This window comes from Pontibacter chinhatensis (genome assembly GCF_900113285.1).
GTDB lineage: Bacteria > Bacteroidota > Bacteroidia > Cytophagales > Hymenobacteraceae > Pontibacter > Pontibacter chinhatensis.
Map to the genome: position 1 here is coordinate 1,073,550 of NZ_FOOT01000001.1, position 11,805 is coordinate 1,085,354.

General features: G+C 51.1%; 13 protein-coding genes. 6 read left to right on the top strand and 7 right to left on the bottom strand.

The annotated features are described in order from the left end of the window. Positions 1-107 precede the first annotated feature (107 nt). From BM040_RS04515 to BM040_RS04525, 3 genes are all read right to left on the bottom strand, one after another. On the bottom strand, positions 108-725 hold the full coding sequence (locus tag BM040_RS04515) for a class I SAM-dependent methyltransferase (RefSeq protein ID WP_092099270.1): 618 nt from the start codon (positions 723-725) through the stop codon (positions 108-110). A gap of 235 nt (positions 726-960) precedes the next feature. After that, positions 961-1,302, bottom strand: coding sequence for a hypothetical protein (locus BM040_RS21655; RefSeq protein WP_092099271.1), 342 nt, complete (start codon positions 1,300-1,302; stop codon positions 961-963). A gap of 8 nt (positions 1,303-1,310) precedes the next feature. Beyond that, complete coding sequence (locus tag BM040_RS04525; RefSeq protein WP_092099272.1) at positions 1,311-2,288, bottom strand: polyprenyl synthetase family protein; 978 nt, start codon at positions 2,286-2,288, stop codon at positions 1,311-1,313. A 182-nt stretch (positions 2,289-2,470) separates the two neighbouring features. Here BM040_RS04525 and BM040_RS04530 point away from each other — a divergent pair, with 182 nt between their 5' ends. The 5 genes from BM040_RS04530 (at position 2,471) to BM040_RS04550 (ending at position 5,685) form a co-directional block, all read left to right on the top strand. Then, entirely contained in the window at positions 2,471-3,316 is an 846-nt protein-coding gene (locus tag BM040_RS04530; protein ID WP_245756093.1) for an alpha/beta hydrolase family protein, read from the top strand. Next, entirely contained in the window at positions 3,309-3,794 is a 486-nt protein-coding gene (gene folK, locus BM040_RS04535) for a 2-amino-4-hydroxy-6-hydroxymethyldihydropteridine diphosphokinase (RefSeq protein WP_092099273.1), read from the top strand. Before BM040_RS04530 ends, folK begins: the two co-directional genes overlap by 8 nt. Positions 3,795-3,868: 74 nt before the next feature. Beyond that, a complete protein-coding gene (locus tag BM040_RS04540) occupies positions 3,869-4,294 on the top strand; it encodes a hypothetical protein (protein ID WP_092099274.1) in 426 nt (141 codons plus the stop codon). 80 nt (positions 4,295-4,374) lie between these two features. Next, positions 4,375-5,004 (top strand): DUF3885 domain-containing protein, encoded by a 630-nt coding sequence (locus tag BM040_RS04545; RefSeq protein ID WP_092099275.1) that lies wholly within the window; start codon positions 4,375-4,377, stop codon positions 5,002-5,004. Positions 5,005-5,139: 135 nt separating this feature from the next. After that, positions 5,140-5,685 (top strand): GNAT family N-acetyltransferase, encoded by a 546-nt coding sequence (locus BM040_RS04550; protein ID WP_245756094.1) that lies wholly within the window; start codon positions 5,140-5,142, stop codon positions 5,683-5,685. A 7-nt stretch (positions 5,686-5,692) separates the two neighbouring features. Here the strand turns inward: BM040_RS04550 and BM040_RS04555 are convergent, their stop codons facing one another. The 4 genes from BM040_RS04555 to BM040_RS04570 all read right to left on the bottom strand — a co-directional run bounded on the left by BM040_RS04555 (position 5,693) and on the right by BM040_RS04570 (position 10,881). Then, entirely contained in the window at positions 5,693-6,502 is an 810-nt protein-coding gene (locus BM040_RS04555) for a CPBP family intramembrane glutamic endopeptidase (protein ID WP_092099276.1), read from the bottom strand. 160 nt (positions 6,503-6,662) lie between these two features. After that, positions 6,663-7,541 carry an ACP S-malonyltransferase gene (fabD, locus tag BM040_RS04560; RefSeq protein WP_092099277.1) on the bottom strand — a complete coding sequence of 293 codons (879 nt, stop codon included), beginning with the start codon at positions 7,539-7,541 and terminating at the stop codon, positions 6,663-6,665. A 149-nt stretch (positions 7,542-7,690) separates the two neighbouring features. Continuing rightward, positions 7,691-8,116: a thiol-disulfide oxidoreductase DCC family protein gene (locus BM040_RS04565; protein ID WP_092099278.1), complete on the bottom strand. Its 426-nt coding sequence runs from the start codon at positions 8,114-8,116 to the stop codon at positions 7,691-7,693. Then, positions 8,116-10,881 carry a T9SS type B sorting domain-containing protein gene (locus BM040_RS04570; protein WP_245756095.1) on the bottom strand — a complete coding sequence of 922 codons (2,766 nt, stop codon included), beginning with the start codon at positions 10,879-10,881 and terminating at the stop codon, positions 8,116-8,118. The genes BM040_RS04565 and BM040_RS04570 overlap by 1 nt, the downstream gene beginning before the upstream one ends. Before the next feature lie 232 nt (positions 10,882-11,113). Here BM040_RS04570 and BM040_RS04575 point away from each other — a divergent pair, with 232 nt between their 5' ends. Continuing rightward, positions 11,114-11,788, top strand: coding sequence for a succinate dehydrogenase cytochrome b subunit (locus BM040_RS04575; protein ID WP_092099279.1), 675 nt, complete (start codon positions 11,114-11,116; stop codon positions 11,786-11,788). The last annotated feature ends 17 nt before the right edge of the window (positions 11,789-11,805 follow it).

Sequence of the window (11,805 nt, forward strand, 5' to 3'; positions counted from 1 at the left end):
ACAAGTTCCCCGCCTTGGACAAGGAGGGGTTAGGGGTGGTTGGACCCGGGCCTGCAAAGCTCTCCTTTGTGAGTAAGGCCTCAAGAACAGCAAGGAGCCAGACAATGCTACTTCCGCAATCTCACCACCCTGAAAGTGCCGTTAAAGGCGGCTGCTTCGTTCAACTCTACACGCAAGGAAGTATGGCGCACGATGCTACCTATACTTCGGTTGATGTCTGAAAACAGTGTGCTGGCAACCTGGTTGAGCAGGCGGCGAAGTATGGACGGCTGCTGCCCGTCGGGCAGAAACTTATCAAACACCATCACCGTTCCGCCCGGCTTCAGGACACGCTCCACTTCCTTGATGCAGGCCACGGGATCTGGAATCACGGCAAGTATGAGGTGAAGTATAACCGCATCGAAAGAGGCGTTGGCAAAGCTTAGCTGTTGCCCGTTCATCACCTGCGCCTTTACGGGGATACGCAGTTCCGCTGCCCGCTGCTTAAGTTTGCTGATCATCCCAGGCGTGATGTCGATAGCCGTGAGGTTGGTGTAACCCTGCAGGTACGGCAGATCGAGGCCGGTGCCGGCGCCAAGTATAAGTATGGCATCGTCAGGCTTAGCACCCATCAATTGTACGGAGCGCTTTCTATACTTGCGGAAAATGCGGTCGGCTATAAAATCGTAGATGGGCAGGTACAAGGTATACCGCAGACGGTTCCAGGCGTTCGTGTTCAGGCTCATTTTTCATAGGTTATTTTGCTGGTGCAAAGCTACCTACTGATCCTATACTGCCTTTTACATAATTCCGGCTGAGGATTACAAATTTGTCCGAAGTGGAGCTTTTAGGATTGAGTTAATTGGCAGGGTTTATACTTTGTCTGAAGTCTGTTAGTTTCTGGTTAATTGTCGTTCATACTTCTAGATTACGACACAAGCGTTTGCTTATACTACTCTCACACAACCAGAGCATGCAGCATCAAAATGTTACTTCATTTACTCCAAGAATAGCCGCTACAAAAACCAACGCTATTACTCCTCCGAAAGAAATCCAAAACAGATTTACATAAAGCATCACTTTGTTTTGCAACCTGTTGGTTTCTGGATCCTCGAAGTCTTTAAACTTGATATAGATTGGAAAGAATAAGCCTATGTTGCCGTAGAAAAGGATCGGGTTAAAGTACAAGTGCAGAAATTTAGCATCTGCTAGTTCGGGGTTCAGCCTCCTGCGCAACTGGAAATGATAATAGGCCTTGCTATATAATAGGATGATAGCTAAAACGACAAGAGAAAGTACGGTATAACTATAGATCAGCTTCATGGAAGCGCCTACTTCTCCCGCTCAATAGTATAAGCGATGAGTTGCTCCAGCGAGCGGCGGGATGGGGATTCGGGGTAAGTATGGAGGATTTCCAGTGCCTCGGCATGGTAGCGGTTCATCACCTCAATGGTATACTGTATGCCGCCGGATTGCTTCACGAAATCAATGACCTGCTGCACACGCTTGTTGTCGCCGTTGTTGTTTTTCACGTTGTAGATCACGCGGCGTTTGGTCAGCCAATCGGCCTCGCGCAGGGCGTGGATTAGTGGCAGGGTCATCTTCTTTTCCTTGATGTCGATGCCTACGGGTTTGCCAATCTCAGCGGTGCCGTAATCAAACAGGTCATCCTTAATCTGGAAAGCGATGCCTACTTTCTCCCCGAACAAGCGGGCTTTCTCAATTTCCTCCTTACAAGCACCGGCAGAGGCAGCGCCCACGGCACAGCAGGAGGCAATCAGCGAGGCGGTTTTCTGGCGGATGATGTCGAAGTACACTTCCTCGGTAATATCGAGGCGGCGGGCTTTCTCAATCTGCAGCAACTCTCCTTCACTCATCTCCTTCACCGCGTTCGACACGATCTTGAGCAACTCGTAATCGTCGTTTTGCAGCGAGAGCAGCAAGCCTTTGGAAAGCAGGTAGTCGCCCACGAGCACGGCGATCTTGTTTTTCCAGAGCGCATTTACGGAGAAGAAGCCGCGGCGGTAGTTGGCATCGTCCACCACGTCGTCGTGCACCAGCGTGGCCGTGTGCAGCAGCTCGATGAGGGCGGCACCGCGGTAAGTGGCCTCGGCAATACTTTCGTTGAAAAGCTTGGCGGTGAAAAACACGAACATAGGCCGCATCTGCTTTCCCTTGCGCTTGACGATGTAGCTCATGATCCGATCCAGAAGCAGTACACGGGTCTTCATCGAAGCCCTGAACTTCTTTTCGAATTGCTGCATCTCGGGCGCAATGGGCGCCTGTATTTCGTTTAAACTTATGCTCATGTGTTGGGTCCGCAATATTACGGTCTCTGGCAGTGCTTTCCAAACCCGGGCTGGCAAAACAGCATTTAATTGTTAAATTGCTGAATGGTTAAATTGTAGAGGTAGATGCTGCCCTTGCACCCGCTCCTCCGTAAACCAAACAATCAAACAAGTAGCAATTTAGCCATTCAATCCTATAACAGATGAAAGTCGATTTTGTAGTATACCCTGAGCACGGACGCCCCTTTACCGCCGACGCCACCTATTGGCCCGACAGCAACCCAAAACCTGTGGTTATTTTTGCCCACGGCTTTAAAGGTTTTAAGGACTGGGGGCACTTTAACCTGTTAGCTACCTACTTTGCCCGGCAGGAGTTCGTGTTCATCAAATTTAACTTTGCCTACAATGGCACCACGGTGGATAACCACGCCGACATGCACGACATGGAGGCCTTTGGGCAAAATAACTTCAGCCTGGAGCTCGACGACATGCAGGCCCTGATTGAGCTGCTGCACTCCGAAAACCCTCCCGTAGCGAAAAACGAGCTGGACCTGAGCCGCATTTACCTGATCGGGCATAGCCGTGGAGGCGGAGCCGTGATCTTAAAAGCCGCAGAGGAACCGCGCGTAAAGGCCGTCGCCACCTGGGCCGCTGTGAACCGCTACGACAATCGTTGGAGCGACCTGCAAATGGAGCAGTGGAAAAAAGATGGCGTGCAGTATGTGCCTAATGCCCGCACCGGGATGCAAATGCCGCTCTACTACCAGATAGTGGAAAACTTTATCGAGAACCACTACCGCCTGGACATCCCCACCGTGGTAAAGCGCCTGCAGCAGCCCCTGCTCCTGCTCCACGGTGAGCAGGACGAAACGCTGCCCACCCAGATGGCCCACGACCTGCAAAGCTGGAAACCCGACGCCGAGCTGCACCTGTTGCCCGAAGCCGATCACTCTTTTGGTGGCAAGCATCCTTACGAGCAGGAGGAGCTTCCGGAGGCTGCCCGCCAGGCAGCTGATTTAACGATAGACTTTTTCCGCCGACATGCCTAAGGTATACTTGCTTTTGGGCGGCAACCTCGGCGACCGCACCTTATACTTGCAACAGGCCCGCGAAAGTATAAACCGGCAGGTAGGCACCCTCACGCGCAGCTCCAAAGTATACGAGACGGCCGCCTGGGGTAAAACTGACCAGCCCAACTTCCTGAACCAGGTGCTAGAGGTGCAGACGGAGCTTACGCCGGAAGAGGTGCTGCAAAGTATAAATGGTATTGAACAGGAGCTTGGCCGGGTGCGGCAAGAGCATTGGGGAGCCCGCGTCATCGACATCGACATACTTTTCTACGACGATCTGGTGCTGCAAACGCAACGCCTCACCATCCCTCACCCGCAGCTGCACCTGCGCCGGTTTACCCTATTGCCGCTGGCGGAACTGGCTCCGGAAATGGTACACCCGGTGCTCGGAAAAAGTATAAACCAGCTGCTACAGGAGTGCCCGGATGAGCTGGAGGTGTGGGCGTTTGAGGAATGATTTAGAACCTTTGCACATAGTGCAGATAAGCGTAGGTTTACGTTTATACTTTAGTTGTGTGGTAATAAGTAATCATGAAGAAAGAATTTATACTTCTCATTTTGTGCTTTCTTGCTTTTGTGGCTCCCTCATTTGCCTGTGACTGTGACGGAGAAGTCCCATTAAAAGAATCATTAGCTAAGTCTCCCAAGGTATTTCTGGGAAAAGTAATTTCTATAAAGGGCTACAAAACACTTGTAAAGCCAAAATATGATTGGCAACAATATTATGTAATAGAATTTAAGCCAAAAGAAGTATACAAAGGTAAAAAATCAGATACTATAATGTTAATAGCAGAATCATCTGACTGCGGTGGTGAGTTTATGGAAGGCAGCTCATATTTGGTTTTTACGTTCTGGAATGAGAAAGAAAAAAAGTTAGAATATCACCAGTGCTTCAGAATGGCTTTGCCTGAACAATATGCAGCTAAAGACATCGCCAAGATTAAATCAAAGAATTAAAACCACTAACCCAGTGCAGCCTTAATCCTCGCTACGCTGCGGGCTTCGGCTGCACAAATTCGTTGTGATTCATTTAAAGTATGAAAGAAGAGTTTGAAGAGTATCTTGCAAGGGTATATCAAGCTTCTAAAGTTGACTCTCCCTTTTCATTAGGTGGTGACATTCACATTAGATTTGAATTAGGCGGAGAGCTCACAAATGCAACCAAAGAAAGGGTTGAACAGGCAGTTGGTAGAGCAGAGAAAATATTTCATAGCACCTTTCCAGAGTCTGATAAGCAGGTATACCTTATCGTCTATGACTATGACGGTAATTCTCCCTTCACTAAGGACAAAGGCTACATCTATACTCTTATTGAAAAAGAACAATTTCAGGGATTTTACAATGAAGCTGCCCAAATCAATGTAGGTGACTTAACAGATGAAGATTGGGTAGCAGGTAGAATCATTGTTGGAAGAGTTAAGCTAGCCGACATAGGTATAAAAGACATACTTGAAGGCATTGCTAATCTGGAAATGGGTTTTGAACCTGCCATACCACAGCAAGTTTATTTTTTTGATGTGCATTCCAGCAAAGGGTTCTACATGTATGACGACAGGGGGTGCTTTGTTTTTAGTGCCACTTCAAAAGAAATAAAGAGTGTCTATGATGAGCTAAACGAATGGATTGTAGATTACCACAGACCTGAAATAGACGCTTTCTTCAAATAAGAAAAACATATTACAACACCAGCTATAGTGCATAAATGCACCATAGCCCAACCGTCACATCCCACAACCCCTCCCACCACCTTCATTCTTTCTATATCCGACCGAACACCATAGCAGCGGCCTAAAACTTTGAAAATGGACGAACAGACTAACGAACGAACCTTGGGAACCTTTCAGACTTTTGAGACTGAGCGGTTGCTCCTTAGACCTACTTCTTACGAAGACGCTCCTTTTGTATTAGAGTTACTCAACACGCCGGAGTGGATACAGTTTATCGGCGACCGAAATGTAAAAAGTATAGAAGCTGCAAAAGAGTACATCAGCACCCGAATGATGCCCCAACTGCAACGCCTCGGCTACGGCAATTACACGGTTATCCGTAAGTCCGACGGTGCCAAACTTGGCTCCTGCGGCCTCTACGACCGCGATGGCCTGGAGGGCATCGACATTGGCTTTGCTTTCCTGAAGGAGTATGGCGGGCAGGGTTATGCGTTTGAGGCAGCCAGTAAAGTAAAAGAGGCGGCATTCAGTATTTACGGCATTAGGCAGCTCGTCGCCATCACCACAAAAGATAACCTTGCCTCCCAGAAATTGCTGGAAAAGCTAGGGCTGAAGTATAGCAGAATGGTAAAACTGCCCAACGATAACGAAGAACTGATGTTCTACGAGCTGTCCCTGTAAGACCGGGTTAAGTATAGCTTTGAGGTAAATCGCCTCTCCTCTCTAGTTGCAACGGCTGTTTATACTTTGATTTGAGCACAAAGTATACCGCAGGCAGCATAAGGGCTGTTACCGCCAAGCTAACCCAATCGTAAAACGGCGCTTCGCGCACGTTTTCCAGCTGCCATACGCCGTTCCCATCGAAGCCATACAGCACACGGTACATCATGTTGCCGCCCCAATGCAAGCCCAGCGACATCCAGATGGCGCCAGTTTTAAGTACAGTGTAGGCAAAGGTTGCCCCAAGTATGGCGGAGAACACCAGGTTCATTGGGTCCGGGCCGGCGTTCCAAACATCATCCAGCGCATAAAGTATAGTGGCCGCGAAAACATACCAAGCCAGCAGCTGTCGTCGCCGGAAAAAGGCATACCAATAGCCCCGAATGGTGATGTCGTTGAGGATGGAGGAGAAAAACATGGCCAGCAGCGCCTGCCCCAGCATCGGAAGAATAAAAGCAAGCTCCTGCAGCCCTGCCACTTCGAACTTGCCCAGCCGCCAGAAGGCAAAATACTTCAGGGCATACACACCAAAGCCAATCATAAACCCGGTGGCCAGGTTTTTCAGCCATCCTCTGTGTCGCTCCATGCCCAGCTGCCCTAGCCCCTGCAGCTTCAGCAGAAACCTGCTCACCAGGTAGGCCAGTACAAAAAAGCCCGCCCAGTAGGCAAACCAATGTGGCACGTGACCGGCATCAAAAAAGCGGGGCAACAGGTGCACGTACAGGCTCAGCAGCACGAAGCCGAGCAGCCAAACTGCCAGCGGGGTTTGCTTTTTCATATAGCAGAAAGTATGCAGCGGTAAATGTAGTTATTTATACTTTGCTGTCAACAGGTTATACTTTGCTGCTAGCTCAATTTCATACTTCCCCAAAGTATAAACGCCCTCTCCGGCACTTGGCCAGAGAGGGCGTTTATACTTTTATACTTTCTAAAGGAGATTATTCTGCTGAGCTAACTTCGGCGGTGCGCTCAATTTTCTTCACCAGTCCCTGCAGCACTTTACCTGGGCCACACTCCACAAAATGCGTGGCACCGTCGGCTACCATCTGCTGCACCGACTGCGTCCAGCGTACCGGGGCTGTCAGTTGCTTGATCAAATTCTGCTTAATTTCGGCAGGATCGGTGTGCGGCTTGGCGTCCACGTTCTGGTAAATCGGGCAGATGCCCTGCGCGAAGGTGGTTTCCTCGATTGCTTTGGCAAGTTCTTCCTCGGCCGGCTTCATCAGCGGCGAGTGGAACGCGCCTCCTACCGGAAGCGGCAGGGCACGCTTGGCACCGGCCTCTTTCATTTTCTCGCAGGCAATCTCGATGCCTTTGTTTGAGCCGGAAATTACCAGCTGGCCGGGGCAGTTATAGTTGGCGGCTACTACTACTTCGCCTTCCACAGAGGCACATACTTCCTCTACTTTCGCATCGTCCAGGCCAAGTATAGCGGCCATGGTAGATGGGTTGGCCTCACAAGCCGCCTGCATCGCCAGCGCTCTTTTCGACACCAGCCGCAGACCATCCTCAAAGCTAAGCACTTTACTAGCTACTAAGGCAGAAAACTCACCCAGCGAGTGACCAGCCACCATATCCGGGGCGAAGTCTTTGGCTACGGCCGCCTGCGCCACAGAGTGCAGGAAAATAGCCGGTTGCGTTACTTTCGTCTGCTTCAGCTCCTCGTCAGTGCCGTTAAACATGATCTCGGTGATGTTGAAACCCAGGATCTCGTTTGCCTTGTCGAACAGCTGCTTCGCCTCTTCGTGCTGCTCGTACAGGTCTTTGCCCATCCCTACAAACTGAGAACCCTGTCCCGGGAAAACGTATGCTTTCATTCCTTTTATTGTTAATTGATAATTGCTGATCGTTTTATGCTTAAATGGCTAAATGGTTAAGTTGCTAAATGGTTGCTCCCTTAACAATAGGCCTATGGTTTGTAAACCTATACAGAAACCAACAATTCAACAATTAACAATATAGCAATTCAAAAAAACCTGGCCCTTTGCTCGGGGCTGGGCAGCAGGCAGGCTTCGGTGCGGCCGGCAATGCGGTAGCGGTTTTTAGCCACCAGCCGGTACACAAAATTGCGGAAAGATAAGGGAATAATGCGAAACACAGCAAGTATGGACAGCGGAAAATCGAGGTGGCCGGCAATGCGCAGCGCCGCCTCCGACTCGGTATAGAGCCTGCCCTTCTCGTAAAAAAGCATGGAGTCCGGAAGTGGATTCGGGATTTGGGCCTTGGGCACCAACGCCTCCAGCACCCCTGATTGCAGCGCGGCAAAGTATAAATGCTGCTTAGCGTTATACTTTAAGGCTATCTGAACACTACCCTGGCAAAAGCCGCAGGTGCCGTCGTAAAACACAACGGGCTTGTCCTGCAGCTGTTCCAGGTCTGGTAAGTTTTTCATTAGCGTACTATCTCTACCCAGCCTTTGTACGTGGCGCGCGCCTTGGCCGGGTCTAAAGTATAAAATTCAACTTCTGCCTCGTAGTAGTAGGTGCCGTCGGTCAGGCGGTTGCCATCGTTGTCCACACCTGGCCAGTTAATGTAGCGGCCCTCTCCCTGCGTAATGGTGCCTCCGTCATACACCTGCACACCCCAACGGTTGTAAACCCTGAAGCGCATGCTCCTGATAAAGGCCCTTACTTTAGGACGGAATACGTCATTGAGGTTGTCGCCGTTCGGCGTGATGATGTTTGGAAGTATAAACGAGATACAGTTGTCGTTGCACACCTCGTTGCTGAACGCGCTCTCGCGCCCGTTCACGTCGGTAGCCGTTACCACATAGCAGCCGGCAAAGGTTTCCAGGCCGCTGTGCGTATAGGTCGTCTCGGTGGTGGTGTCCAGCGGGGTATACTCGGCATCCAGTGTCGGTTTAAAGTATACCGTGTAATAGGCAATTTCATCCGTGCAGTCGCCCGTAATGTTCGGCACCCAGTTCAGCACGTTCTGGTAAGGCGGCTCGGTTGGGTTCTGGTTAAACGCGTTACAGTCGAGCTGCTGTATACTCAGTTCCGGCGGGCAGATCAGCTTCGGCAGGGTAACACAAACACGCTGGCTGTAGTTGAGCAGCGGCTCGGGTATCCCCTTAACCTGGTAGGTACCGGCCGTTACCACGTAATAGCAGTACTCCTGCCCACGCACCAATTCCTCGCCATTAAACGTGCCTCTGTCAGTGTAGGAGCCACTCGTAGCCGTCGCCGACACGCTATCGATCAGCACAAACTCGCCACCCGTAGCCTGACGGTAGATATAATGCTGCAGCACCTCGTTTTTCCACGGAACGTTGTAGGTCCAGTTTAAGGCGACCTCTTTCGCTTCGCCTTCTGCAGGCGTTAGGTTCAGGTATACACTGGAAGCCTCGGCGCTATCGCGCAGCAAGGTAGGCTGTCCGCCAGGCGCCGGACTGCGGTAAAACTCCAGGCGATAACGGTAAGCGTTCTCCACTGTGTTCAGGTTTCTGTCCACAAAAGTAGTATCGGCCATATTGCGGGTACGCTTTACCTCCGTGAAGCCGTTGCCAGCTTCCATGCCCACCTTACGGTACAGGCGGTACTCCAGCGGCGGGGTGAGCTTCTCCACGTCAATCGGCTGGGTCCACTTCACGGTTATCCGCCCGTTGGTGGTGCTGGTTTCATCCACGGTCACATTGGTCAGGTAAGGGATATCCTGGTCGATAACCACGCACACCTCCAGAGAGGCAAGGCTCTCCCCGCGTCCCGGAGCCGGGAAAGTCGCATAGATGATGTAGCAGTATTCCACCCCGGCCTTCAGGTTCGGATCGTCGTCGAAGAAGGTTGTCTCACCGGCATCCACCTCTCCTATCAGCACATAGCCCGTAGAGGCAGGCACACCGGTCTGGCAATAATCCGGTACAAAGTTGCTCGGTCCTTCCCGCCTGTAGATGCGTATTTTATCGGCATTCTGGCACGTGTAGGAGTTCCAGGTGAGGGTGACGTTGCGGTCAGCGCTGGTGGCATCCAGGTTCTCCGGCGCAGGCCCTATCACGGTAATGTTCCAGGGCTGCAGGTCTGCCAACCGCTTATCGCCCTGCGGCCTCACGTCTTCAGCACGGAAAATCACCTGGTATGGCGAGCGACGCACATCGGCGCATTCGGTGTTCCAGATAAACAAACCTGTGGCAGAGCCCGGGTTGTTGGTTCTTTGCTCAAAGGTCGCCGGAGGCACAATACCACTACCGGCAACAGTCAGGTTGATCAAGTCGCCATCCGGGTCGGTAGCCCTTACAATGCCGCGGAGGGTGGTTCCAGCTACCACGCAGGTATCCTTGGGCTCCAGTACAGGCGGCCGGTTTTCGTTCTCCTCTACGTTAATGCGCATGTCGCGCACTACCTCACCTATCTTCACGGCACCACCGTTCGGCCCGCGCCGCCACTCTTCTACCACAAAGGCAATGTTGTACCTGCCGGCAAGGCAGGGGGCATCCCAGGTGAGCTGACCGGTGATGGGGTCGAGCCGGAAGAAGGCAGGGCCGCTATCGTCGGAGGTACGGCAGTTGGCCACCTGGTCGGGGTGGCGGTAGCCGGGCACTACGGTAATAGCACCGCTGGGATCGCGGTAGCGTGGGGCTACTAGCTTAAAAGAAAGGCTGTCACCGTCGGCATCATAAGCGCCGGGGTTGTGCACGAACTTACGGAACATCGCCGCATCATCGATGGGCTCCACGGTAAGTACCGGGGTGGAGTTAAAGCCGCGCAGGGCGTTTATATCGATGGTCGTGGAGATGAAGAAGGAACGCTGGTCAGACGGAGCTGCCATGTTCAAAATGTTATTGTCGCGGTTCTCGCCTACCCAGTACGTCGTATAAGTACCATCTGAGGGGTACGTGTACTCCCACTCAAAGACCTCGCGGTCAGTTTCGGAGTTAATCGGGGTAACGGACTTGCGGGGAACGATGATGGACGTGGTACCAACCCCTGGATAAATAGTTACCTCCGGGTCCTCGGCCTGCGAGAGGTGGTTGGTATAAATAATCATGGTGAAAAAGAAGCGGCGGGGATTAGGGTTTGGCGTCGTGTCCCGCTTGGCAGTAATATCCCCTGCTCTAATATGAGTAGCCTGTGCCTCCGGAGAAGCACCCAACAGCAACAGAATCAACACCCACAACAGACTCCCATGCAGCAGATACTTATGGCGTAAATGGTTTAGCATAGATCATTTGGGTTAGGCGGTAAATATAGTATAATCTTAAACTAAACTTATACTAAAATGTTGTGTATATGGGCTGTCAGCGGGGAAAAAGATGTTGCTTCTCTGAATTACGGCCTTCAATTTAGATTGATTCAAAATATTGTGGAGAAATTGCTTTCTACGTGGCCTCCGTGTACCTTTGGGCAGTAAAAACACTACGCTTAATCACAATTTAAATCTATAACAAACACAGATGAATTGGTTTACTAAAACGTTTTCCAGTACAGTCGGGCGAAAGATCGTAATGTCTGTTACGGGCCTTTTCCTTTGCTCCTTCCTGGTAGTGCACCTGATCGGTAACCTTCAGTTGTTCCGAAACGATGGTGGAGAGGCCTTTAACATTTACTCAGACTTCATGGCCCACAACGGCATCATCCGTTTCATGGAGATCATTCTTGTACTGGGGTTCCTGTTTCACATTTATGATGCCCTCGTTCTGACGCGCCGCAACAAAGCTGCCCGTCCTGTTTCTTACGCCAACAGCCACCCGGAGGAGAACAGCACCTGGGCTTCGCGCAACATGGGCCTGCTAGGCACTGTTATCCTGGTGTTCCTGATTGTGCACCTTTGGAACTTCTTCGTTCCAGCTCGTTTCGGCGGTCTGGAGGCCGTTCCGGACAAAGACTACGACAACCTCTACAGCGAGATTGTACTGGCGTTTAAAAACCCGATATACGTGGCTATCTACGTTATCTCCATGATAGCCCTGGCATACCACCTGATTCACGGCTTCCAGAGCGCCTTCCAGACCCTGGGCCTTGACCACAAGAAATACACTCCTTTCATACAGAAGTTCGGCGTTGCCTTCTCCATCCTTATTTGCCTTGGCTTCGCGAGCATTCCGCTGTACTTCTTCTTCTTTGTGTAATTAAAAGCTATCTATCA